Here is a 24,698-nt window from a genome sequence, read left to right on the forward strand (position 1 = left end):
ATGAGTTAAAAAGGAATCAACCAGAGGTTAGGTTAAAGAAATTTTTTACTCACTAAATTTACACAATCCAGCACATCATCTATGGTTTCAAATTGCTCAGCCTGCATCACTAAAGCCCGACCTAATGCCAGCGCCAAACGCTCTGATTTAGCCCTCACCGCAGTATCTTCAATATTCATAATATCAGCTACATGCGCCAAACCAATTGTCCGGCGAATTAACTCAGTTCCAGCAAAACCAATAGCATCAATAAAAATTTGCTGAATCATTTTGTGCTGAAATTCATCCAGTTTAAATGCAACATCGGTTGTTTCTTCATTTAATAAGCGGGTAAATTCAGTTTCAAATGTCTGCCATAACTGGCTAATTTGGGTACATAAATAAGCCTGAAATGCTTTAGCAGTTGGTAAATCATTTAAACCAATCTGGCCTGCATAGTTAAGCAATAAATTACCAATTGGCGAACCGACATCAAAGCCGATTGGCCCATAATAACCAAACTCAGCATCAATCACTTTGGTGCTGGTTGCAGTGACAAAAATACTGCCGCTGTGTACATCACCATGTAATAACGCTTCAGCATGATTCAAAAATTTATACTTTAATGCCGCCACTTTACTTTGCAACGCAAAGTCTTCACGTAATGCCAACACATCTTTTTCTATCAAAGCGTTAAAGCTATTTCGTTCATGTTCACGATATGGGTCTGTAAAAAATAAATCTTCGGTAATTAAACACAAATCAGGATTAATAAACTGAGCCACTTTAGCTTTTTTAACTTTAGGATCTAAATAAAAATCAGAGGTATAAAATAAAGTTTTAGCTAAATAACGCGCAATATGCTTGCCTGTATTTGGATGCTGTTTGCCGTCAATTAAAGCGGCTCGCCAAATTTGATGATCAGATAAATCTTCCATCGCCATTAAAGACAGCGGCTCATCAAACTTTAAAATTTTAACCGTATGCTCTGGGCAAATCTCACCATGAATTTGTAAAACCTGAGCTTCAATTCTGGCTCTGTCGGTACTTAATGGCCAGCTCTCACCAACACAGCGCGCATAAGGCAGCGCTTGTTTAAGAATAACGGATTGTTTGCTGTTTTGGTCTGTTACTTTAAAAACCAAATTTAAATTACCATCGCCAAATTCGGTTGCTGTTAAATCTGCATCTGCGGGAAAAAAATCAAGCTGATCGCTTGCATAAACTAATGCATCGGCTTCGTTAAAAATACGGTATTGCCCCATTGTTGGCTCCAGAGCTAAATAATATGAATACAAATAAGATGAAAAGGCAGGCTAAATTATATCAATAGCCTCTGTAAAATTGGTAATGATGTTGGCAAAATAGCGCCCTAAATTCAATTTATTTATCGGCTTATATGAAAAACCTAATTGCAACCAGTCTCAAATACCAAAATGCTGAACTTTATATTTTAGATCAACGCCACCTGCCACATCAAAGCCAATGGCATAAAGTAGAGAATGATGACCAACTGATTGCACATATCAAATCATTAGCCATTCGTGGTGCACCTTTAATTGGTATTGCCGCGGCGATTTGGATTGGACACTTAGCCGAGCAAGGTGCCAACCAGCAAACATTATTACACAGTTTAGAAAAACTAAGAGCGTCGCGCCCCACTGCGGTTAATTTAATGAATTATCTGGACAGGTTAAAAGCAGCAATAACAGCCGGCCATTTAGCCGAAAAAGTTAGCCAGATTAGTATTAATATTTTTGAAGAAGATATTCAACTGTGCCGAAAAATGGCACAACATGGTGCCGAGTTAGTTAAACCCAATGCCAAAATTTTAACGCACTGTAATACTGGTAGCTTAGCCACAGCCGGAGTCGGCACAGCTATTGGCGTTATCACAACTGCACATCAGCAAAATAAAAATATTCAAGTTTGGGTAGATGAAACCCGCCCACTACTTCAAGGTGGTCGTTTAACCGCATGGGAAATGGAGCAGGCAGGGGTCGCTTACAAAATTATTTGCGATAGCATGGCGGCCTGTTTAATGGCTCAAGGCGAGGTGGATATGATTTTGGTGGGCGCAGACAGAATCGCAGCCAATGGCGATTTTGCCAATAAAGTAGGTACATACTCGTTAGCTGTGTTAGCGCATTACCATAATGTGCCGTTTTATGTTGTTGCCCCCAGCACAACGGTTGATCCAGCTTGCCCAAATGGTCAATCAATTCCGATTGAACAAAGAGACCCAAACGAAATAAAAGGCATAAATGCAGCATTTGGCAGTGTAAGCTGGTCGCCAGAAAAAGCAGCCGTGTATAATCCGGCATTTGATGTCACCCCAGCAAAATTAGTCACCGGCTGGATTTTAGAAAGCGGTGTTTATAACCAAAATGATATTCAAACTGGCGTGCTTAAAACGTTATAAAAATTAATGAGCTTAAATAAAACCACAACATTTGGTGATGCAGTGATTAATTGGTATCACCAAAACGGCCGTAAAAACTTGCCTTGGCAGCAAAATAAGACGCTTTATACAACTTGGTTGAGCGAGGTTATGCTTCAGCAAACTCAAGTCACCACTGTCATCCCCTATTTTCAGCGCTTTACAGAAAAATTTCCGACGTTGGCTGATTTAGCCAACGCCCACGAAGATGATGTACTGCAACTCTGGACCGGCTTAGGTTATTACGCCAGAGCTCGAAATTTACTCAAAGCAGCAAAAACTATGATGGCTGAGTATGGCGAATTTCCACAAAACTTTGAGCAGGTTTTAGCTTTACCCGGCATTGGCCGCTCAACTGCTGGAGCTATTTTATCGCTCACCTTAGCCAAACCTTATCCAATTTTAGATGGCAATGTTAAACGGGTTTTATGCCGGTATTTTGCCGTTAAAAATTGGTCTGGTGAAAAAAAGACCCAAGATTTATTGTGGCAATATACCGAAGAAGTTAGCCCAGCATCCGGCATTGAATATTTTAATCAGGCGATGATGGATATTGGGGCAACAATTTGTACCCGCTCAAAACCTAAATGCGAGCAATGCCCTTTAATTAAAAGCTGTAAAGCTTATCAACTCGGGCTAACCTCACAATTGCCAGTATCTAAACCCAAAAAAGAAAAACCTGTAAAAAGCACTGTTATGCTGGCACTAAAATATAAACAACAAGTGCTGCTGGCAAAACGCCCATCAACAGGTATTTGGGGCGGTTTATTTACCCTGCCAGAATCAGAGCGTTTGTTAACCGGTGCTGAAATTGAGCAGTTATTTTCAGTAAAAGTGGATAAGTTAGCTAAATTAACGGATTTTAGGCACACATTTACCCATTATCATCTCGATATTACTCCGCTTGTGGCTAACATAAGCCATATTCAGGATTCGATTCGGGATACATCTGAGCGCTGGTTTGAGTTACAATCCGAAGCAGATTTTGGAATGTCAGTTCCAACCAAAAAAATATTAGCCGAATTAACGGAAAATTAAGAGGTCGCTATGTCACGTACAGTTTATTGTCAGTATTTTAAAAAAGATGCCGACGGATTAGATTTTCAGCTTTATCCGGGTGAAATCGGTAAACGCATTTTTGATAATATTTCCAAAGAAGCTTTTGCGCTTTGGCAGAAAAAACAAACCATGCTGATTAACGAGAAAAAAATGAGCATGATGAACCCAGACGACAGAGCTTTTTTAGAGAAAGCCATGATTGAGTTTTTATTTGAAGGCAAAGATGTAGAAATTGAAGGTTATACCCCGCCGGAAAAATAAGTTTATACGATTTTCAACCTATGAGAAAAAATAAAGTTAGGCTAAACTCAAAGCCTGACTTTGTTTTAGGAATCATGTCAAAGGGTATGAGTATATCAATTCCGGTTCATTTTATAGAACGATTAAACGAAGCTAAAAATTTAGATGATACTCTTAACTGTATCACAATTTGGTTACCACAATTATTACCAGCAGAACGTGCTAGTATTACCTTTTCAGCCAAAGATAAAGAACGCCTCAAAGTTTATTCATTTCAAGGGAACTCAGCAATTGCCAAGTCGCTTGATATTCCAGTTGCGACCACATTTGTAGGGAAAGTATTTGAAAGCCAACAGGCTGATATTGCAATTTGCACTGCAGATTCTAAATTTGACGATTGCAAAATGCTTTATGGTAATGGACTAACTACCTGTTTAGATGTCCCTTTAATAAAAGCAGGAGTTTGTTTCGGAACAATAAATATAGCGCACAGCAAAAGCGATATTTATACGCATAATCATTTGTGTTACTTGGTTAACCTAGCCAATTTGTTAGCACCTTTTTTATTTGTTTACCATGAACTCAACTCCCAAACGAAGTTAGCAACTACCGATGAACTAACAGGTATTGCAAATCGAAGAGCTTTTTTTAGTTTTGCAAATAAATTAATGCACGCTTGGTTAGAATCAAATAAAAAGTTTTTTATCCTAATGATAGACCTGGATTATTTTAAAGAAATAAATGACACATTAGGTCATCCTGTTGGGGATGAAGTATTAAAAGCTTTTAGCCAAAATATTATAGATATTATCCCTAAAGATGCTCTATTTTCTCGAGTTGGTGGAGAAGAATTTGCAATTGTTTACCCATGCCAGCAAGCAAGTGATGCTACAAACCTAGCTGATTTGATTAATAAAATAAGTCATCAAACAGCCAAGCCAATATTATCAGAAAATATTTGTCTAACCGTCAGTATTGGTATTACTCAAGTTTCACCTTCTGACTTAAAAATAGATCATACAGTGGCACGTGCAGACAAAGCACTATATATGGCTAAAGCCAATGGTAGAAATCAATACTCTGTCGTATAGGGCTGGAAATAATAAGGAAAACACGATAAATTAACTGTTTTTATATCCAGTTAATTTATCATGAAATTATATATCGCTGAAAAACCCAGTTTAGCCAGAGCTATTGCGGCGGTTTTACCTAAGCCACAAAAAAATCAGCAAGGTTATATTGAACTGGCTAATGGCGATTGTATTTCATGGTGTATTGGTCATTTACTGGAAAATGCTGAGCCTCAAGACTATCAACCAGAATTTAAACAATGGAAAGCAACTGATTTACCGATTATTCCGAGCCAATGGCGGTTAAAAGCCAAACCCAAAACAAAAAGCCAGCTCAGCGTATTATCTCAATTAATTAAACAAGCTGATCAATTAATTCATGCTGGCGATCCAGACCGTGAAGGTCAACTATTAGTAGATGAAGTATTTGCTCATTTTAAAGTTAATCAGCAAAAACTGGCGCAAACCCAAAGGCTGTTAATTAGCGATTTAAACCCTAGCGCGGTAAAAACAGCGCTCAATAAATTACAAAATAATAAACAGTTTGCAGCCCTTTCAACCTCGGCTTTAGCCAGAAGCCGCGCAGACTGGTTATTTGGGCTAAATTTAACCCGAGCTTACACCTTGCAAGCCAAGCAGGTCGGTTATCAAAATGTATTATCGGTTGGCCGTGTGCAAACCCCTGTGTTAGGTTTGGTGGTTAGACGCGATCAAGCCATAGATGAATTTGTTAGCAAGCCTTATTATCAGGTGTTTGCACATGTAAAAATTAATCAAACCACAGGCTTTAGCGCTAAGTGGCAACCAAGCGAAGCTTGCGCCGCTCATTTAGATGAAGAAGGCCGAGTTTTAAACAAAGCGTTAGCCGAGCATGTGGTCAAACAAATTGAAGGTCAGGATGCATTAATAAAAAAAGCAGAGCAAACGAATAAAAAGCAAGCTGCACCACTGCCTTATAATTTATCCGCGCTGCAAATTGATGCAGCCAAAATATTTTCTCTTAGCGCGCAGGATACGCTATCGGTGTGCCAGAGTTTATATGAAAAACATAAACTGATTACTTACCCAAGATCTGATTGCCGTTATTTGCCTAACGAGCATTTTTTTCAGGCCAAACAAGTGAGCGCAGCAATTGCCAACAATGCCAGTGAATTGGCAACAGCTTGCCAGCAGGCTAATTTATCGCAAAAAAGTAAAGCATGGAATGACAGTAAAGTAGATGCGCACCATGCCATTATTCCAACCGCTAAACAAAGCTCAGCCCAGTTAACCCATAACGAGCAAAAAATTTATCAGTTAATCTGTAAACAATATTTAGTGCAATTTTTTCCACCTTGGCAATATCAAGACAATAGTATTGAGTGTTTAATTAAAAATGGTTTATTTATCGCCAAGCATAGGCAAACCACAGATTTAGGCTGGAAAACATTAATTGGCAGCAAAATTGATAAACAAGCAGATAAAAATGAGCCAAGTGCCACTAATCAAAATAAATTACCAAAAGTAAAAGCCGGTGATATTTATTTATGCACCCACGGCGAATTAATTGAAAAAATGACTCAGCCACCACAAGCTTTTACCGATGCCAGTTTATTAGCCGCAATGACAGGTATTTCGCGCTATGTCAGCGATCCTCAGATTCGAAAAATTTTAAAAGAAACCGATGGATTAGGCACAGAAGCAACTCGCGCGGGCATAATAGAACTCCTGTTTAAACGCCAGTTTTTAACTCGCTCCGGCAAACAAATTAAAGCCACCGAAACCGGCAAAGCTTTAGTTTTAAGCCTGCCCGAACAATTAACCCTGCCGGATATGACAGCTCAATGGGAAGCATCGCTGGAAGCCATTTGCCAGCGACAGCTTAATTATCAAAGCTTTATTGAGCCTTTATTGGTTAACCTACAACAACTGGTTGAATTAGCGAAGCAAGCTCCTAATGAGGCATTAAAACAAGCAGCCAAAAACCAACCTGTAATAACAAAAAGAACGACTAAAAAATTCACGTCCAGATATAAAAAACGAACAAAATCGGCCAGCAACAAACCAAAATCATCCTAATAACTAGCGTAATTTTTGCCAACCCGATCACATCCACCCAAGCTAAAGTTTGAAGCTCTACACAGTTTTGTTGCTGCAGTGTTGTTTAATCGTAAATTCCCGTCTTAAATTTATTACGAACTTGATTCGAAACATTAGAAGTATTCGGGAGTATATATGAAACATTTAAAACCAACCTTATCAGCCGTTGCATTAGCATTAGGTCTCGCAGCTTGCGGTGGTAGTTCAGATGATTCTAATAACGAAGGTAGTGAACAAAGCGCCAAGTTTTCATTAGGTGTATCAGATGCAGCAGTTGAAGGTGCATCTGAGGTTAATATTTTTGTAAAACAAATTACCCTGCGTAATGACGCAGGTGAAGATACTGTAATTGAAACAACAGACGAAAATAATCAGCCGGAAAAAATTAACCTACTGGATTTTCAAGGAAGTGCAGCATATCAACTGGTAACGAATTTAGAAGTTGAAGCTGGTGATTATCAATGGATTCGTATGGATATAGTGAATGGCACGGAAGCCGACATCACTCAAACCAGTCATATTGTGTTTGAAGATGCTAGTGTAAGACCATTAGTCGTTAGTCGAAAAGGCAATGATGGTGTAGGTGAAATCCAGCTCAATGATTTTGAGTTGAATCAAGGCGAAAATAGCTTTGTTGTAGAATTTGACTTAAAACGTTCATTGGTTGATCCACAAAATAATCAGGATATTAAATTAAAACCAACAGGTGTTCGTTTAGAAAACTTAATTTCCTCTGGTCATATCTCTGGTTCAATCAGCGCAGAAGTGATAGGCGCATGTGAAGTCGATAATGCCTCTTTTGCCGGAACCGGTGGTGAATTTGGCCATGCTGTTTATTTATACGATGATGATGTAACCGCACAAACTGCACTGGATATTGATGATACAGATTCAGAGCTAACACCGCATGCAACAGCTAGCTTAGTAATGAACAGCGAAACTGGCGATTATGACTTTGAATTTGGTTTTGTTGGTGAGGGCGATTATTCATTAGGTTATACCTGTGTATCGCATTTAGATGATGCTGAAAATATGGATGAAGATTTCAGTTTATATGCATTTAAAGGCGAGCCAGTTAATGTTGAAGCCAATGTGACCAGCTCTACCAGCTTAGCATTGGGCGACATTATTGAAGTAGAGATTAATGTTGAAACTGAGGCTCAGGCTCAATAAATCTCCGTCAGTTTAAGCCGCTTTATAAATTTACGTAACTCCCCGTTATCGTCTCCTAAATAAAGCGCTGCGGCCAGTAATCACTGGCCGCTTTTTTATTTAACTTTTTAACTCTCCGCCTTATTTTTAATCCACTGCACTTTGTATAAGTCCTGACGTCTATCTTTAAAGTTAGTTACTGCGCCTTCGGCTCTGAGTTTTTTCAGCGCAGCTAAATCAACATCGGCAAATAACAGCATTTCGGTATTTGGGGTACTTTCAGATAAAACCGCATCGTGCGGAAATGCAAAATCAGATGGGGTAAATACCGCAGACTGCGCATATTGAACATCTAAACTGTCGACACTCGGTAAATTACCGACACTACCGGCAATTGCGACATAACATTCATTTTCAATCGCTCTAGCCTGAGCACAATGGCGCACCCGTAAGTACGCATTGCGGGTATCCACCCAAAATGGAATAAACAGAATTTCTAACCCTTGTTCATTTAAAATTCGAGCCAGTTCAGGAAACTCAGAATCGTAACAGATTAAAATACCGATTTTTCCGGCATCGGTTTCTAATACTTTTAATTCATCGCCACCTTCAATAACCCAAGCCCATTTTTCGTGTGGAGTAATGTGTAGTTTTCTTTGCTCGTCAATTGTCCCATCTCGACGACATAAATAACTGACGTTATATAAATGTCCATTTTCCAATAAAGGCATTGAACCTGTAATAATATTGATGTTGTAGCTAACTGCCATGCGCGACATTTGATTGCAAAATTCTTCAGTAAAACCAGCCAAATAACGAATCGCGGCGGCTCTGTCTTTATCTGGCGATAATCCCATTAGTGGCGCATTAAAAAACTCAGGGAATAAAGCAAAATCACTTTCATATTCAGATAACGCATCAACAAAATATTCAACTTGTTGTAAAAGCTCTTCAAAACTGGCGACTTCACGCATTTGCCACTGTACAACCCCAATTCTGGCTTGAGTTGCGCGGGTATCGACCACTGCAGCTTCCGGTTCATACATGATATTACTCCACTCCAACAAAGTGGCGTAACCTTCAGACTTTTCATCTTCCGGTAAATATTTGCGTAATAAACGTTTTACCTGAAAATCATTGGATAGCTGAAACGTTAAAATAGGATCGTAAATTTCTTTACGGCTTACCGCTTTAATGTATTCAGTCGGTTTTAATTCATCACTATATTTGTGATAAGCCGTAATTCGGCCACCGGCCAAAATGGCTTTTAAATTATATTGTCGGCATAGCTCTTTACGCGCGTCGTACAAGCGGCGACCTAACCTAAAACCACGATAATCCGGATGAATTAACATATCCAGACCATACACAGCGTCACCATTTGAGTTATTTAAAATTTCACTTTGTGGACCAATTAAATCGTCATAAGTATGTGGGTTACTAAACCTGTCGTAATCGACTAATACAGAAAGCGCAATACCAACTAATTTATCTTCGTCCATTAAGCCAAGCTGACCTTCCGGAAAATCTTCAATTAGCTGAATAATGGTATGTTCAGGCCAGGCTCCGCCAATATCGTTATAAACTCTGTCCATCAAGGTTTTGATTTGCCCATAATGTTCAGGCTCAAGATTAATTAAACTTAAATGGAGATCAGTAAGACTCATATAAGATCCTTTAATGCTTTTAGGGATAGATGATAAATTTTTGACTGTGGTTAAAGTTTGACAGAATCACACTTTATTTACACCGGGTTTCATTCTATTTAGCGCAATAATCCAGCAATTAATATAAAATATTTTAAAATAACAGATTAGATTTGAGGTCGTTATGTCAATTAATAATGTCACCAGCGGTTTAAATGCCAGTATTTTAACCAATACGTTTAATCAGCCTAATAATTTGCTTCAGCAAGTAACAAATCAATCATTAAATAATCAGGCCATCTCAAAAGAAGAATTGCTTGCCGGTGTTGCCAAACAACAAATTGGCCTCACCTCTAACCTATTATCTGGTTTAAACGATGGCAACCAAATAACCGATCAATTAGTGTCGTTTTCAGTTAATGCCAATAATTCGCTGGCAGCCAATAAACTGCCAGACGAATATGCAAATGTTGTGGGTTCATTAATAGATGTGACGATTTAGCGCAAACTAAAAGTAATAATCGACCGAAGCATACAACGCAGAAAAATCGCCTTCGCCAACATCACCATTGGCATCAATATACCCATTTTGAGTTAAATACTCTAAATAAAACCAGCCCGGCCCATAGTTATAACTCACCCCGGGCGAAAATGCAGATACCCCATCGGCATTATTCCCCTGTGTATCTGTTTTAGCCCAGCTTGCATTTAAGTACATAAACCATTTATCTTTTTTATAGCCAAGTTCAATTGCGGCACGATTGTTTTTAATTTCTTTTGCCAGCCCATTAGCTACATAATAATTTTCTGGCAATTCACGGTTAACCGTGAATAACTGAGCTTTGGTATAAAATTGATCAAACTGGCCAATGTAATAAATAGCAGCAGCGCTATGCTCGCCATCGACCGGATCAGGGCTTTGACCTACTGCAGTTTCCAACCCGGTTAAATCCTGCAATTTACCCGCTTGTAAAGACAAACCAATTTTATGCTGCTCAGTTAACTGATAATTAGCATCGGCAACAAAGGTTTGAATTTTACGATACGTATTAGAAGTACCCCAATGGCCATTATCATCAACCGTATCTGTGCTGGTTTCCCCCCAATCATCAGCATGATAATAAGCTAAGTTATATTCCAGCCCAGTTTGTTTACCCGAATATTTTAAACCCACGTCCATTTGGTCGCCGTAACCACCATGCAGCATATCTCCCGGCCAAAAATTAACGGTTTTCCAACCAAATGGCACCTGACTTTTGCCAATATAAACTGCGCTTTGCTCATCAAGCTGATATTTAATCCAGGCTTTATGCAAAGCAAAATTATCACCGCTGGAATTATTGGCCGGACTGGTAAATGAACCCGGTCCAATTCGCAACTCAGCAGATAATGACCAAGGGCGGTTTTCGGCTGTATCGTCAACATAAAGCACTAAAGCTTCATCGGCGACATCACCATAAGTATCTTTGTCTCTTTCATTATCATCGACATAACGGTAATTAAACCAAATACCGCCAGATAAACTGGGGGATGCGATTAAAGGAGGGCTTAATAATAAAGCAGTAGCAAAAAAAGTATTTGAATAAAGTTTAGCTGTGTTGAAGTGTTTCCCTTGAGATTGTCTCATAGCGGCCTCTTTCTCTTGTGGATTAATTGGCTTGTGCTTTCATATTATAGTGAGTTTTCAAAGAATTGTGGTAAAAACATACGGCATACATACTCCTCCTGATACTAATTTAATTCATTCATCTGTTTTTTTAATAAGTTTAATCGAAAAAATACTGTTTTTATTTAAAGTGACAATAACTATCATTTACATGGAGGTATTTATGATTAAAACAATTACTTTTGCTGTTATGCACTTTTCAGTTGCTTTTGGAGTAGCTTGGCTATTAACCGGAGATATGATTATTGGTGGCGCCATCGCCTTAATTGAACCTGCAGTTAATACCATTGCTTATTATTTTCATGAAAAAATTTGGGAGCGTTTTGAATAAATATTTAAAAGATAACGTAGTTCAAAGCTTACTTAATCGCTTTTCTACGCTAATTCATTTATACAACCAGAGATTTTGTCGAATAAAGTTCAGTTCTATTTATTGACTGGCTAACTTTAAGCGTCTAACAGGATGCACCAAGAAAACGCATTGCACCAAAATAACTCTTTAATTTTACATGTTAGTTGAATAAACCTCTTTCCTAACCCTCATCAATAAAAAAGAAAAAAACACAATAAATCATAGCATTATATTTTTTATGTTAGCAAAAATAAAAAGCTGGCCGAGTTTATGCTTACAGTAAAAGTGCAGGGGTTCAAATTAATTGAACCAGCATAGTGCTAAACAGGTGACTAGGGTTCCGGTTTGTTTATATGAGCGGTAAATAAACAAGTGTCTGGTCCGAGAGTTGCCAACCTAGCCACATAAAACTTAATCACATAGGTGTATTATCTTTTATGTTTGCGAAAGCAAAGGTTACACGGCGGGACAAAAGCCCGGGAGGTTCAATTTAATTAGGACCCCTGTGCCCTGAAAACCGTGTCAACTTGGAGAGCGCAACATGAAAAAGATAAAAATATTAACCCTAATTCTCGCTTTAATTAGCACCTCGAACGTTTTTGCAAAAGATAAATTTTCAATTTGTTGGTCAATTTATGTTGGCTGGATGCCTTGGGAGTATGGTGATAGCTCTGGCATCATCAAAAAATGGGCTGACAAATACAATATTGAAATAGATGTCGTTCAAATCAACGATTATATTGAATCAATCAACCAATACACGGCTGGCCAATTCGATGCATGTAGCATGACAAATATGGATGCATTAACCATTCCTGCCGCTAGCTTTGTTGACACCACAGCATTAATTGTAGGTGATTTCTCCAACGGTAATGATGGGGTCATTTTAAAAGACAAATCCAAATTAGCCGATATTAAAGGCCAAAAAATCAACTTGGTTGAGTTAAGCGTATCGCATTATTTATTAGCTCGCGGTTTAGAATCAGTTGGTTTATCTGAGCGTGATGTTGATGTAGTCAATACCGCAGATGCGGATTTAGTTGCAGCTTACTCAACTAAAGATGTGACTTCAGTGGTGACATGGAATCCACTTTTATCTGAAATTGAAAAACAACCAAGCGCCAATAAAGTATTTGATTCGTCAGATATTCCGGGTGAAATCATCGACTTAATGGTTGTTCATACAGATACGTTAAAAGCTAACCCTAATTTTGGTAAAGCATTAGTTGGTGCTTGGTACGAAATAATGCAAAAAATGAGCGACGATAAAGTATTAGATCACATGGCTAAAGCATCCGGTACTGACTTAGCCGGTTATAAAGCTCAGTTAGCCAGCACCAAAATGTTTTATACCGCAAAAGACGCTGTTAGCTTCACTAAAGATCCAAAACTTGCACAAACCATGAAATACGTTGCTGAGTTTTCATTTGACCACGGTTTATTAGGTGAAGGCGCGCCAGATGCAGGCTTTATTGGTATTCAAACCCCATTTACCACCATTGGTAATCCACAAAATATCAAACTTAGATTTGACCCTAGTTATATGCAAATGGCTGTTGAAGGCAAACTATAAATAAGCTTAGAAGTTAATTATGAAAAAGTTAATGAACATAGAGCCATCTCGTTCACTTAAAGGTTTTCTTGCCATTCTGCCATTTGTTGTGATTTTGATGCTGTACTGGACAGCATCAAATGACCGATTGGCTGAAAACCCTTACGACAAATTGCTACCGAGTTTTACCCAAATCTCAGATGCTGTTGATCGTATGGCTTTTACCGAAGATAAGCGCAGTGGTGAGTATTTATTTTGGGTAGATACAGGCGCAAGTTTATACCGAATTTGCATCGGCATTGGCATTAGCGCCGCAGTCGGTTTGCTATTTGGTATGTTATCGGGCTTGTTACCTATCTTCCGCTCAGGGTTTTCACCACTGATTACCATAGTGTCGCTGATACCACCGATGGCCATTTTACCAATTTTATTTATCAGTTTTGGCTTAGGCGAATTAGCTAAAGTAATGCTGATAATTATTGGTACAGCGCCGGTGATTATTCGTGATATTCAGTCGCATGTGCGCCAGTTACCATCCGAGATTTTAATTAAAGCGCAAACCTTGGGTGCATCAACTTGGTTAGTTGCGATTCGTGTTGTGCTACCACAAATTATGCCGCGTTTAATTGCCGCTGTTAGATTGTCATTAGGGACAGCATGGCTGTTTTTAATTGCCGCAGAAGCGATTGCCGCACAAGAAGGGTTAGGTTATCGCATCTTTTTAGTACGTCGTTATATGTCAATGGATGTGATTTTACCTTATGTACTTTGGATTACGGCACTAGCATTTGCAATGGATTTTAGCCTGCGCAAAATGTCTGAGTTGTGTTTCCCTTGGTATCACCATCAGGAGGCAGGCAAATGAGTTTGTTAAAAATTGATAATGTCTGGAAATCCTACGGTGAGGTGCAAATTCTTGAGCGCTTAAATTTAAACGTTGAAGAAGGTGAGTTTGTTTCAATGGTGGGTGCTTCAGGTTGTGGCAAAACCACCTTATTAAAAATGATTTTAGGTAGTGAAGAAGCCACTAAAGGTCAAATTTTATTAAACGACAAACCAATTGCCCCCGAGCCAAACGAAGAGCGCGGCATTGTATTTCAAAAATATTCCGTATTTCCGCATTTAAGCGTTTTACAAAACGTGATGATTGCAGATGAGTTTTCCGCATCTAGCTTTTTAGGCCGTACCTTTGGCAAACAAAAAAAGCAGATAAAACAAAAGGCACTCGAATTTATTCAGGCGGTTGGTTTAGGCCATGCGACTGATAAATACCCACATCAGTTATCCGGCGGTATGCAGCAGCGTCTGGCAATTGCTCAGGCGCTGATGAAATCACCCAAAATTTTATTATTGGATGAACCGTTTGGCGCGCTCGATCCGGGCATTCGTAAAGATATGCACCAGCTTATCCGCAAAGTCTGGAAAGAGAACAAACTGACTATTTTTATGGTAACGCATGATATTCAAGAAGGTTTTGAATTGGGCTCTCGTCTTTGGGTATTTGACAAAGTGCGACACGATCCGCAGGCACCTACAGCGTACGGCGCACAAATCACTTACGACCTAAAGTTGAATGATTCCAAAAAACAGCTTGAAGGTCAGGCAATTGCCGAAAAATTTTCACAAAAGGTAGTAAATTCATGATTTTATACAAAGACACATTGCCATCTGGCAAACACTGGTCAATGAAAATGCGACGCGGCACTAGCCTGCGTTTAATTGACAAAACCGGTGGCGCTAATGTTGGTGTTTTATTTTATAACCCGGAAAGCTTATTAGAGCGTTACAACGCACCGGACACCTTAAAATGTCAGCACACCTTTAAACTCACTAAAGGTCACTGTTTATATTCAGACATGGGACGCATTTTTTGTGCGATCACCGACGATAGCTTTGGCTGGCACGATACGGTTTGTGGTAACAGCAATGCGGCTATGGTTGCAAAAAAATGGGGCAAACGTGATTACCAGAACCACAGAAATAACTGGAAACAAAACGGTAACGATGCGTTTTTAGTTGAGGCCACCAAATACGGTTTAAACAAGCAAGACTTAGCCGCTAATTTAAATTTATTCAGCAAAGTAGAGCCAAATGACGAAGGCGGTTTAACTTATGCAGCTGAGCAATCTAAAGCCGGTGATTTTATCGAGCTAAGATTTGAAATGGACACCTTAGTGTTATTTCACACCTGCCCTCATCCACTAAATGATGCAGCCGAGTATCCGGAGTTTGAGGTTGAGTATCAAATTGTTAAATCTGAGCCAGTTGCAGATGACGATTTATGCAAAAACTCATGCGCCGAAAATCAGCGTGGTTACGAAAACAACCGTTTATATCATTTAGGTCTTTAAGGAATTAATTGCATGATTATCGAAAGTTCATTACAAGCCGAAAAAGCATTTAATCGTGATGTGGTTGATGCCGGTGATTATTATTTAAAAGTTATCAAAAAAGGCCAGACCGTTCGCATTTTAGATTTAGAAGGCAATCAGGCTGCTGACACTTTATTTTATAACGCCAATGACCCAAGTGAGCGTTACAGCGCAACCGACACCATTCGTGAGCAAGGCAATTTATATTTAACCGCTGGCAGCGTATTAATGTCGAACGAATGTAACCCAATGCTGAAAATTGTTGCCGACACTTGTGGCAGACACGATACCGTAGGCGGCGCTTGTGCAACCGAAAGTAATACTGTGCGCTATGCGCTTGAAAAAAAATGCATGCACGCTTGTCGCGATAGCTGGTTATTAGCCATTGCTGAAAACGAAGAGTTGGGCCTGAGCAAAAAAGATATTACCCACAACATTAACTTTTTTATGAATGTACCGGTAACTGCTGACGGCAAATTGAGCTTTGCAGATGGTATTAGTGGTGCAGGCAAATATGTTGAGTTAGAAGCGTTAATGGATATTGTGATTTTAATCTCTAACTGTCCGCAGCTAAATAACCCATGTAATGCTTATAACCCAACCCCAATTGAAGTATTAATTTGGGAATAAGTTTAACTTCATTATTGAACTTAAAATGAAGTAAGAGTTAAGGAATTAGCCGTAAGGCATAGTAACTGGGACGACCCGGGAACTAAAGTTTGATGCGGGACGACCCGCAAAGACGAGTAAAATATTATGTTTAATACAGTCCTAATCGCAAACCGTGGCGCAATCGCCTGTCGTATTATTCGCACTTTAAAACAACTTGGCATTAAAAGTATTGCCGTTTATTCAGAAGCAGATAAAGAATCTTTGCATGTTGCACAAGCCGATGAAGCATATAGCTTAGGTGAAGGTGCAGCAGCGACAACCTACTTGAATCAGGACAAAATAATTGAAATTGCCAAACAAACCGGCGCGCAGGCGATCCATCCGGGTTATGGCTTTTTAAGTGAAAACGCGACCTTTTCTGACAAACTAAAACAACAAAATATCAGTTTTATTGGTCCGCGCGCTCAGCAAATGATTGATTTTGGGTTAAAACATCAGGCACGTGAAATTGCCGAAAAAGCGAATGTACCTTTAGTACCAGGCAGTGGTTTGATTGCTGATTTAGCAGAACTGGTTGAATATGCAGAACAAGTTGGCTTTCCGGTGATGCTAAAAAGCACAGCCGGTGGCGGCGGTATTGGTATGCAAAGATGTGACTCAGTTAGTGAGCTTGAAAAAGCCTTTATTAACGTAAAACATTTAGGCGCACAAAACTTTGCCAACGACGGTGTATTTGTCGAAAAATTTGTTGAAAAAGCCCGCCATATCGAAGTGCAGGTTATTGGTAACGGTTTTGGTCAGGTTGTAACTTTAGGTGAGCGCGACTGTTCTAGCCAACGTCGTAACCAAAAAGTGATTGAAGAAACACCAGCACCTAACTTACCATCCGCTACACGCAGCGCTATGTTAGCGACAGCTAAAAACTTAATGGCTTCAATTGATTATTTAAATGCCGGTACGGTTGAGTTTATTTACGATCACGATCAAGACAAATTCTATTTCCTAGAAGTTAACACCCGCTTACAGGTTGAGCACGGTGTAACCGAGATGTGTTATCAGGTTGATTTAGTTGAGTGGATGTTAAAAGTGGCTTATAGCGAAAGCATTCAAAATCAGCCATTAGATTTATCTGAATTAGATGCAATTAAACCTGTTGGTCACGCAATTCAGGCGCGTATTTATGCTGAAAACCCAGCGAAAAACTTCCAGCCTTCAGCCGGTTTACTTACTCAGGTTGAATGGCCGTCAGCTGACGCCCGAGTGGATCACTGGGTTGAAGCAGGTTTAACGGTGTCGCCATTTTTTGATCCCATGATTGCTAAAGTGATTGTGCATTCAGATAACCGTGATGCTGCAATCGCCAAATTAGATAAAGCGTTAACCGACTCTAAAGTTTATGGTGTTATTACTAACATTGATTATGTTCAGCAAATTTTAGCTGACGACAGCTTTAAGCAAGGCAAAATTTTTACCCGCAGCTTAAATGATTTTCAGGCTAAATTTGCTGGTTTTGAAGTATTAAAAGCCGGAACTATGACAACCATTCAGGATTACCCTGCACGTACCGGTTACTGGGATATTGGTGTACCACCATCAGGTCCATTCGACTTTTATTCATTCCGTTTAGCTAACCGTTTGTTAAACAACCCTGAAGATGCCGCCGGTTTAGAAATTACCCTACAAGGCCCAAGCTTAAAGTTCTATCAGGATTGTCAGGTAGTCATCACGGGTGCGGAAATTGAAATTAGCTTAGATGACGAGCCACAGCAAAATCACCAAGTTATTACTGTTAAAGCCGGTCAAACCTTAAAAACAGGTAAAGTGACGGCTGCTGGTGCGCGTGCTTATTTAGCGGTAAGCGGTGGTATTCAATGTCCGGATTATTTAGGCAGCAAAAGCACCTTTACGTTAGGTCAGTTTGGTGGTCATTGTGGCCGTGCATTGCGTATGGGTGACTTTTTATCGATTCCTAAAGAAACCAGCTTGCAGCCGGTTAAGCAAATCCCGCAGGATGTAATTGCGCCGGTAACCAACAACTGGACATTACGCGTAGTATATGGTCCACATGGTGCGCCAGACTTTTTCACTGAAGACGATATTAAAACCATTCAGTCGCATACTTGGAAAATTCACTACAACTCAAGCCGTACCGGTATTCGTTTAATTGGTCCAAAACCAGAGTGGGCACGTGAAACCGGTGGCGAAGCAGGCTTGCATCCGTCAAACATTCACGATAATGCTTATGCATTCGGTACAGTCGATTTTACCGGTGATATGCCAGTGATTTTAGGCCCGGATGGCCCAAGTTTAGGTGGTTTTGTTTGTCCGTTTACCGTGATTGGTGCGGATTTATGGAAGTTAGGCCAATTAAAAGCCGGTGATAACTTAAATTTTGAAGTGGTTGATTTAGCCACAGCAAAACAAATTGAAGTAGCGCAAAATGCCCAAATCGACAACTTGGCTAAACAAGCTTGTGATTATGTGCCAGCAGCTATCACCACGCCAATTTTAGATACACTAGAAACCGATGATGGTGAGCCGGGCTTAGTCTTCCGCGCTGCGGGTGATAAGTTCTTATTGGTTGAATATGGCGAATTAGTTTTAGATTTAACATTACGTGCCCGTGTACAGGCATTGTTAGAAGGTTTACAAGCTAAAAATATTAATGGTGTTTTAGAGTTAACCCCGGGTATTCGCTCATTACAGGTGCATTACGAAAACCTGATTGTTGACGTAAACGAGTTAATTAAAACCATTAAAGAAATTGATTTAGGTTTAGGCGATACCAGGCAGTTAAGTTTTGAATCGCGTATTGTGCACCTGCCATTAAGCTGGAACGACAAAGCCTGTCAGGAAGCAATTGATAAATACGTACAATCGGTACGTAAAGATGCGCCTTGGTGTCCATCTAACCTTGAGTTTATTAAACGTATTAATGGTTTAGACAGCATTGAACAGGTTAAAGATATTGTATTTAACGCTAATTATTTAGTATTAGGTTTAGGCGATGTGTATTTAGGTGCTCCAGTAGCTACCCCGCTGGATAAATGCCACCGTTTAGTGACCACTAAATATAACCCTGCACGTACTTGGACAGCCGAAAACTCAGTGGGTATCGGCGGTGCTTATATGTGTATTTATGGTATGGAAGGTCCGGGTGGTTATCAGTTTGTTGGCCGTACCGTACAAATGTGGAACCGCTACCGCAGCAATGCTGTATTTAATCAACCTTGGTTATTACGCTTTTTTGATCAGGTTAAATATTATCCGGTCAGCCATGAAGAATTAATGCAAATCCGTGAAGATTTCCCGTTAGGCAAATGGCAGCCAAAAATTGAAACTGCCACGGTTTCTATGCCTGAGCTAATTCAACAATGGAAAGAGAACGAAACTGAAATTGAACAGTTTACCAAACAACGTGAGCAAGCTTTTGCTGCTGAAATGGCAGAATGGAAGCGCACGGGTCAGTTAAACTATTCATTTGAAGCTGATGCAGAGCAAAAAAGTGAAGAAATTCAACTTGCGGATAACCAGTATTTAATGGAAGCAACCGCAGCCGGTAGCGTTTGGAAAGTGACCAGCGAAGCCGGACAACAAGTTGGCTCAGGCGAATCTATGATTGTGCTTGAATCAATGAAAATGGAAATTGATATTGCGGCAACTGAGCCAGCTAAAATTGTCAAAATTTTAGTTAAAGAAGGTCAGCAAGTTCACGCTGGTCAGGCATTAATGGTATTGGAGGGTTAATTAATGAATCAAACCAATTTAACCATTAGTGAATTACAGGCGGCGTATTCATCTGGCACATTAATGCCGCAAACGTTAATCCCTGAGTTGCTTGGCTATGCTAAGCAACAAGAGGCGGTGTGGATTTATTTGTTAAACGATGCCGAAATAAAACCGTATTTAGATGGGTTAAAAGATAAATCACCACAAACTCATCCGTTATATGGTGTGCCGTTTGCAATAAAAGACAATATTGATTTAGCGGGTGTGCCGACCACGGCCGCCTGCACGGAATTTAGCTATACCCCTGAAAAATCAGCTTTTGTGGTACAAAAGTTAATTGAAGCAGGGGCGATTCCAATTGGTAAAACCAATTTAGATCAGTTTGCCACCGGCTTAGTTGGCACACGCTCACCTTATGGCGAAACTCCTAATGCATTTAATCCGGATTATATTTCGGGTGGTTCAAGCTCAGGTTCAGCGGTAGCACTGGCATTAGGTGCGGTTAGCTTTTCATTAGGCACAGACACAGCCGGTTCTGGCCGAGTGCCAGCTTGTTTTAATAATTTAGTTGGCGTAAAACCCAGCAAAGGTTTGTTATCAACCTCTGGTGTTGTACCAGCTTGTCGCAGTTTAGATTGTGTGAGCATTTTTGCGCTAACCGCAACTGATGCCAATACAGTTTTGCAAATTGCCGCTCAATATGACGGTGAAGACTGTTATTCGCGTGAAAACCCACTAGCAAACCAAAAACCAGTTTTGACAAAAGCCCAATTCAGTTTTGCTGTTCCTTTAGCTGAGCAATTAGCCTTTTTTGGTGACGATGCTTATCAGGCTGAATTTAATAAAGCTGTTGCTCAACTTGAAGCTTTAGGCGGCGAGAAAAAAGTGCTGGATTTCTCCCCTATGTTACAGGCGGCTAAATTATTATACGAAGGCCCTTGGGTCGCTGAGCGTTATTTGGCGACGCAAGAGATTATCGAAAATAATCCACAAGCGATGTTGGATGTTACGCGCACTATTATTGGGTCGGGTAATAAACCGCTAGCAACCGATTGCTTTTCAGCCTTATATAAATTACAGGCATTGAAAAAACAGGCTGATTTAGTAGTTGAGCAGGTCGATTTTTTAGTTGCGCCAACCGCGGGCAGACATTATACCCGTAAAGAAATTAACGAAAATCCAATCGGTTATAACTCAAACTTGGGTTATTACACCAACTTTATGAACTTATTGGATTTTTCAGCTATTGCAGTACCAACCGGATTTACGGATAACAAAATGCCATTTGGGATTACGTTATTTAGCTTTGCAATGCAGGATCAACGTTTATTGGCTTATGCTGATAAAATTATGCAGCAAAATCAGTTTACCTTAGGTGCAACCAACTGGCCGTTAAACGCAGAGCAAACTAATACAAACGATAACGCTGGTTTTATTGATTTAGCGGTATGTGGCGCCCATTTATCTGGCATGGCGCTGAACTGGCAATTAATTGAACGCAACGCGTTATTAATTGAAAAAACCAGCACAGCCAAAGCTTATCAAATGTATTCAGTACCGGGGCAAGTAGAACGTCCGGCGCTGATCCGCTCAAGCGGTGAATGCCAAAGCTTTGAAGTAGAAGTATGGCGTATGCCAACTGAGCATTTTGCCTCGTTTGTAAAAGGCATTGCCGAGCCGTTAGGCATAGGTAAAGTTGAACTTGCAAACGGCCAATTTGTGAGTGGTTTTATTGCCGAAAGCACAGCTCAAAGTGGTAAAAACATCAGTGAATTTGGTAGCTGGCGCAAATATATAGCGAGTAAATAAATTATTTGGTGGCTTATTCCGTAAGCCACCATTCTTCCTATCAATCTCCCCACCCACTTTCCCATCTAAAAAACGTATAATTTATTCACATTCATCTGCTATGATTTCGGATAAATATCTGCGCTATCTATATCGACTCTATCTGCACACATAAAGGGATTTAAATGAATAAATATATTGGGTTAGGTTTTATTTTATTTTCGGCTGGCTTACAGGCTGCGCCTTTGGTGGGGCAAAATTCGACTTCGGTTGCCAATGATCAAACCTATTACACCGCAGAAACCGAACATACTAAGCTTATTTTTACCGAGCAAAACAAAACATTTGCGCAGCAAGCTGCGGCGTTAGAACCACATATTCATCAGTATTATCAAAAAACCTTTGGATTTGCGTTGGATGATAGGTTAAATGTGGGTTTAATGTCGTCTTATAACCAAATTGCCAATGGCTTTTCGACCCAGTTTCCACTTAACCGTCAAATTAACTATTTAGGCGGTGCACAAAGAGTTGATTATTTTTCATCAACTTCATGGTTAGATACCCTATTAATCCACGAAACCGCACATAATTACCAAACCAATGCTAAAGATAATCCGGTTTCCCGTTCGTTATTTAGTGTGCTCAAAAACGGCAGTTTATTCACTCCGGTTTTTCCGGCGATCACGCCTAATATTTTTGAATCCAGCTTTCTGCTTGAGGGCAATGCCGTTTTAAATGAGTCCGGTCACGGTAATGGCGGCCGCTTGTATAATGGGCGCTATCGGGCAATGACTCATGTTCATGCCAAAGCAAATTATTTAACACCTGAGCGTTTATACAATGCCACGCTTAATTTTCCTTATGGCGAAGGTTTTTATATTTTTGGTTCGCAATATCAATATTATCTTGCCGAACAATATGGGCTAGACAAAGTTAATCAATATTTTAAAAACCGCTCTCGTTATTGGTTTTGGCCATTTATGGTGAACCGTCCCATGCAAAATACATTGGGTATTAATTTTAATAACAGCTTTGCTGACTGGGTTTATGCAAGCCAGCAACAGGCAGAAAAAATGACGCTTGCCAGTGGTGAAAAACTGGCAAGCTCAAAATATTTCAGCCAAATGAATCGTCAGGAAGAGCAGATTTTATTTTTAACTAACCCAACCGCAGTACGCGCGCCAAAGCTGAACCAATACCAGATTAATAACGGAGCATTAACCCAACAAACCAGCAGTTTAGATCTGGGCAAAGTATTTAAACTGGATGATGAAAACTATGCAATTTCTGCTAGAAGAACCTCGGTATGGCGAACTTATCAGGGCTTGTATGACGATGACGGGCTAATAAAAGATGATACTCAGGGTAAAATTATTCAAGGATTTTTAACTGATGGCCGTGCGGTTTATTTTGACAGTGCTAAATCATTTGATCAGCCTCAGCTTTATATCGGAGATAGCTTTTATGCTCAGGTTAACTCTTCGGTTATCGTTGACAATGATTCGCTGTATTATTTTATTCAGCAAGGCGATACTCGGGTTTTATATAAAAACCGGCAAGTTTTAACTCGTTTTAAAGGCTATTACGGGATTGTTGCGGATGTTGATAAACAAGGCCGAGTTTATTTTATTGCCAACAGCGAATTTGGCAGCAGTTTATATCGGATAAATAACGGCCAGGTTGAACGGGTATTGGCAGCGGATAATATTGTTGATGCCAAACTTGCAGGCGATAAAATTTTGGCGACCTCTGTGACTGCCGATGAATATATTTATACGTTAGAATCATTATCCCCCAACACTCAATCGCCTTATGTTGTTAACTTATTGTGGGATAACTCAGCCGAACAATCGGAACAGCCTCAAACCCACCACGCTAAAATTGAGTTGGCCAAAACCACAGATAAAACATTAACAACTGAGCATAAATACGGTGTATTTAATAACTTGGAATATAGCGCAGGCCATTTTGCTTTATCCACAGTCACCAAAGAAAGTGATAATGACGAAGATGAAGTTGAAACCACTTATAGTATTAGCGCACAAATTTCTGATCCGCTGGACCGGACTCAAATTGCATTTTGGGCGATGCGCGACAGTGATTTAAGCGATTTGATCGGGGTTGGATTTAGCAATAATCAATCTTTTGTATTAGCCGGTATTAATGCTTTTTATGTCGCAAATGATGGCTTTGAAGATGAATCACAACAGGATACTAGAGAGTTCGGGGTTGCGGCTCAGTTACGTTTTCCATTTCTGCAAACTGGCTTTTGGCAAGCTGAGCTGGATGCCAATTATTATCAAGATTATCAGTTAGCCGAACGCGAACCTGTCTCTTTAGCCTTAAAATTAAACCGGCTTGAACATTATGGCCATAGCTGGCTATACAACAAAGCATTCATGTTATCTGCTTATTCTGTTGACGATAGAGGCAGTCAGATAACCGGTGCTGAGCTCTTGTTATCAACCGATTTACCTTATGAGTTTTATCTTCAGGCACAAGCTAAATATGCTGAGACAGATTTAACCATTATTGATCCACTGTTACGTAAAGGTGTTGAATTAAAAGATAATATAGATTTTATCAATAATGATCCCAGCAGTTTTACCATGCCATCTTTAATTGATGATGTGTATGCTAAATCTGTCAGCTTTGCAGAAATATCAGCCTCAAAAGTATTTAATTTATCTGCTTATTCGTTTAAATCGCCTATTTCATTACGCCGTGAAAAACTCACGTTAGCAATGCGCCAGTTTGATATAAAACAGGCAAATAACTTAACTGATATTAAAATTAATCAGGCTGTTTTAGGGGTTGATTTTGATTTGTTACTAATGAATAAAATGAATGTTATTTTTGGTGTGCAATACATTTATAGTGACGATGATACTGTGACAGAGCAAAATCAATTTCAGGCAGGATTTAATATTCCGCTTTAATTTGCTCGTTATTTGAGAGAATT

At 39.7% G+C, this 24,698-nt stretch carries 19 protein-coding genes and 1 riboswitch; of the genes, 16 read left to right on the plus strand and 3 right to left on the minus strand.

The window, feature by feature from the left end; translation table 11 throughout:
• Positions 1-32: 32 nt before the first annotated feature.
• Positions 33-1,244: an S-methyl-5-thioribose kinase gene (gene mtnK, locus N7931_RS06045; protein WP_262792662.1), complete on the minus strand. Its 1,212-nt coding sequence runs from the start codon at positions 1,242-1,244 to the stop codon at positions 33-35.
• A gap of 134 nt (positions 1,245-1,378) precedes the next feature.
• On the opposite strand from mtnK, the gene mtnA reads away from it, so the two are divergent.
• The 6 genes from mtnA (at position 1,379) to N7931_RS06075 (ending at position 8,040) form a co-directional block, all read left to right on the plus strand.
• A complete protein-coding gene (mtnA, locus tag N7931_RS06050) occupies positions 1,379-2,401 on the plus strand; it encodes an S-methyl-5-thioribose-1-phosphate isomerase (RefSeq protein ID WP_262792663.1) in 1,023 nt (340 codons plus the stop codon).
• 6 nt (positions 2,402-2,407) lie between these two features.
• Complete coding sequence (gene mutY, locus N7931_RS06055; protein WP_262792664.1) at positions 2,408-3,457, plus strand: A/G-specific adenine glycosylase; 1,050 nt, start codon at positions 2,408-2,410, stop codon at positions 3,455-3,457.
• 9 nt (positions 3,458-3,466) lie between these two features.
• Positions 3,467-3,739 carry an oxidative damage protection protein gene (locus N7931_RS06060; protein ID WP_262792666.1) on the plus strand — a complete coding sequence of 91 codons (273 nt, stop codon included), beginning with the start codon at positions 3,467-3,469 and terminating at the stop codon, positions 3,737-3,739.
• Positions 3,740-3,759: 20 nt separating this feature from the next.
• Entirely contained in the window at positions 3,760-4,809 is a 1,050-nt protein-coding gene (locus tag N7931_RS06065) for a sensor domain-containing diguanylate cyclase (RefSeq protein WP_262792667.1), read from the plus strand.
• A gap of 60 nt (positions 4,810-4,869) precedes the next feature.
• Positions 4,870-6,846 carry a DNA topoisomerase III gene (locus N7931_RS06070; RefSeq protein ID WP_262792668.1) on the plus strand — a complete coding sequence of 659 codons (1,977 nt, stop codon included), beginning with the start codon at positions 4,870-4,872 and terminating at the stop codon, positions 6,844-6,846.
• Positions 6,847-7,002: 156 nt separating this feature from the next.
• A complete protein-coding gene (locus N7931_RS06075; RefSeq protein ID WP_262792669.1) occupies positions 7,003-8,040 on the plus strand; it encodes a DUF4382 domain-containing protein in 1,038 nt (345 codons plus the stop codon).
• 107 nt (positions 8,041-8,147) lie between these two features.
• Here the strand turns inward: N7931_RS06075 and N7931_RS06080 are convergent, their stop codons facing one another.
• A complete protein-coding gene (locus N7931_RS06080; RefSeq protein WP_262792670.1) occupies positions 8,148-9,686 on the minus strand; it encodes a carbon-nitrogen hydrolase family protein in 1,539 nt (512 codons plus the stop codon).
• 163 nt (positions 9,687-9,849) lie between these two features.
• On the opposite strand from N7931_RS06080, the gene N7931_RS06085 reads away from it, so the two are divergent.
• Entirely contained in the window at positions 9,850-10,167 is a 318-nt protein-coding gene (locus tag N7931_RS06085) for a hypothetical protein (RefSeq protein ID WP_262792671.1), read from the plus strand.
• Positions 10,168-10,173: 6 nt separating this feature from the next.
• Here N7931_RS06085 and N7931_RS06090 read toward each other — a convergent pair whose 3' ends face one another.
• Positions 10,174-11,292, minus strand: coding sequence for a hypothetical protein (locus N7931_RS06090; RefSeq protein ID WP_262792672.1), 1,119 nt, complete (start codon positions 11,290-11,292; stop codon positions 10,174-10,176).
• A 202-nt stretch (positions 11,293-11,494) separates the two neighbouring features.
• Here N7931_RS06090 and N7931_RS06095 point away from each other — a divergent pair, with 202 nt between their 5' ends.
• The 9 genes from N7931_RS06095 to N7931_RS06135 all read left to right on the plus strand — a co-directional run bounded on the left by N7931_RS06095 (position 11,495) and on the right by N7931_RS06135 (position 24,675).
• A complete protein-coding gene (locus N7931_RS06095) occupies positions 11,495-11,662 on the plus strand; it encodes a DUF2061 domain-containing protein (RefSeq protein WP_262792673.1) in 168 nt (55 codons plus the stop codon).
• Between the two features lie 342 nt (positions 11,663-12,004).
• Positions 12,005-12,168: riboswitch (guanidine-I (ykkC/yxkD leader) on the plus strand.
• A gap of 56 nt (positions 12,169-12,224) precedes the next feature.
• The gene (locus N7931_RS06100) at positions 12,225-13,256 is read left to right on the plus strand and encodes a putative urea ABC transporter substrate-binding protein (RefSeq protein WP_262792674.1); all 1,032 of its coding nucleotides are present in this window, start codon (positions 12,225-12,227) and stop codon (positions 13,254-13,256) included.
• 19 nt (positions 13,257-13,275) lie between these two features.
• On the plus strand, positions 13,276-14,100 hold the full coding sequence (locus tag N7931_RS06105) for an ABC transporter permease (RefSeq protein WP_262792675.1): 825 nt from the start codon (positions 13,276-13,278) through the stop codon (positions 14,098-14,100).
• Complete coding sequence (locus N7931_RS06110) at positions 14,097-14,879, plus strand: ABC transporter ATP-binding protein (RefSeq protein WP_262792676.1); 783 nt, start codon at positions 14,097-14,099, stop codon at positions 14,877-14,879. Before N7931_RS06105 ends, N7931_RS06110 begins: the two co-directional genes overlap by 4 nt.
• Positions 14,876-15,586 carry an urea amidolyase associated protein UAAP1 gene (locus tag N7931_RS06115; protein WP_262792677.1) on the plus strand — a complete coding sequence of 237 codons (711 nt, stop codon included), beginning with the start codon at positions 14,876-14,878 and terminating at the stop codon, positions 15,584-15,586. The genes N7931_RS06110 and N7931_RS06115 overlap by 4 nt, the downstream gene beginning before the upstream one ends.
• Positions 15,587-15,598: 12 nt before the next feature.
• A complete protein-coding gene (locus N7931_RS06120; RefSeq protein WP_262792679.1) occupies positions 15,599-16,237 on the plus strand; it encodes an urea amidolyase associated protein UAAP2 in 639 nt (212 codons plus the stop codon).
• Between the two features lie 126 nt (positions 16,238-16,363).
• The gene (gene uca, locus N7931_RS06125) at positions 16,364-19,966 is read left to right on the plus strand and encodes an urea carboxylase (protein WP_262792680.1); all 3,603 of its coding nucleotides are present in this window, start codon (positions 16,364-16,366) and stop codon (positions 19,964-19,966) included.
• A 3-nt stretch (positions 19,967-19,969) separates the two neighbouring features.
• Complete coding sequence (gene atzF, locus N7931_RS06130) at positions 19,970-21,757, plus strand: allophanate hydrolase (RefSeq protein WP_262792681.1); 1,788 nt, start codon at positions 19,970-19,972, stop codon at positions 21,755-21,757.
• Between the two features lie 164 nt (positions 21,758-21,921).
• Positions 21,922-24,675 (plus strand): hypothetical protein, encoded by a 2,754-nt coding sequence (locus N7931_RS06135; protein WP_262792682.1) that lies wholly within the window; start codon positions 21,922-21,924, stop codon positions 24,673-24,675.
• Positions 24,676-24,698 lie beyond the last annotated feature (23 nt).

It is taken from the genome of Catenovulum sp. 2E275, assembly GCF_025515275.1.
Classification (GTDB): domain Bacteria; phylum Pseudomonadota; class Gammaproteobacteria; order Enterobacterales; family Alteromonadaceae; genus Catenovulum.

What these genes read in the sequence shown, in the direction of transcription:
- atzF (WP_262792681.1), top strand. Translation starts at nt 19,970, where the DNA reads ATGAATCAAACCAATTTAACCATTAGTGAATTACAGGCGGCGTATTCA.
- mutY (WP_262792664.1), top strand. Translation starts at nt 2,408, where the DNA reads ATGAGCTTAAATAAAACCACAACATTTGGTGATGCAGTGATTAATTGG.
- N7931_RS06080 (WP_262792670.1), bottom strand. Translation starts at nt 9,686, where the DNA reads ATGAGTCTTACTGATCTCCATTTAAGTTTAATTAATCTTGAGCCTGAA.
- N7931_RS06110 (WP_262792676.1), top strand. Translation starts at nt 14,097, where the DNA reads ATGAGTTTGTTAAAAATTGATAATGTCTGGAAATCCTACGGTGAGGTG.
- N7931_RS06070 (WP_262792668.1), top strand. Translation starts at nt 4,870, where the DNA reads ATGAAATTATATATCGCTGAAAAACCCAGTTTAGCCAGAGCTATTGCG.
- N7931_RS06135 (WP_262792682.1), top strand. Translation starts at nt 21,922, where the DNA reads ATGAATAAATATATTGGGTTAGGTTTTATTTTATTTTCGGCTGGCTTA.
- mtnA (WP_262792663.1), top strand. Translation starts at nt 1,379, where the DNA reads ATGAAAAACCTAATTGCAACCAGTCTCAAATACCAAAATGCTGAACTT.
- uca (WP_262792680.1), top strand. Translation starts at nt 16,364, where the DNA reads ATGTTTAATACAGTCCTAATCGCAAACCGTGGCGCAATCGCCTGTCGT.
- mtnK (WP_262792662.1), bottom strand. Translation starts at nt 1,244, where the DNA reads ATGGGGCAATACCGTATTTTTAACGAAGCCGATGCATTAGTTTATGCA.
- N7931_RS06100 (WP_262792674.1), top strand. Translation starts at nt 12,225, where the DNA reads ATGAAAAAGATAAAAATATTAACCCTAATTCTCGCTTTAATTAGCACC.
- N7931_RS06085 (WP_262792671.1), top strand. Translation starts at nt 9,850, where the DNA reads ATGTCAATTAATAATGTCACCAGCGGTTTAAATGCCAGTATTTTAACC.
- N7931_RS06120 (WP_262792679.1), top strand. Translation starts at nt 15,599, where the DNA reads ATGATTATCGAAAGTTCATTACAAGCCGAAAAAGCATTTAATCGTGAT.
- N7931_RS06090 (WP_262792672.1), bottom strand. Translation starts at nt 11,292, where the DNA reads ATGAGACAATCTCAAGGGAAACACTTCAACACAGCTAAACTTTATTCA.
- N7931_RS06105 (WP_262792675.1), top strand. Translation starts at nt 13,276, where the DNA reads ATGAAAAAGTTAATGAACATAGAGCCATCTCGTTCACTTAAAGGTTTT.
- N7931_RS06075 (WP_262792669.1), top strand. Translation starts at nt 7,003, where the DNA reads ATGAAACATTTAAAACCAACCTTATCAGCCGTTGCATTAGCATTAGGT.
- N7931_RS06115 (WP_262792677.1), top strand. Translation starts at nt 14,876, where the DNA reads ATGATTTTATACAAAGACACATTGCCATCTGGCAAACACTGGTCAATG.
- N7931_RS06095 (WP_262792673.1), top strand. Translation starts at nt 11,495, where the DNA reads ATGATTAAAACAATTACTTTTGCTGTTATGCACTTTTCAGTTGCTTTT.
- N7931_RS06060 (WP_262792666.1), top strand. Translation starts at nt 3,467, where the DNA reads ATGTCACGTACAGTTTATTGTCAGTATTTTAAAAAAGATGCCGACGGA.
- N7931_RS06065 (WP_262792667.1), top strand. Translation starts at nt 3,760, where the DNA reads ATGAGAAAAAATAAAGTTAGGCTAAACTCAAAGCCTGACTTTGTTTTA.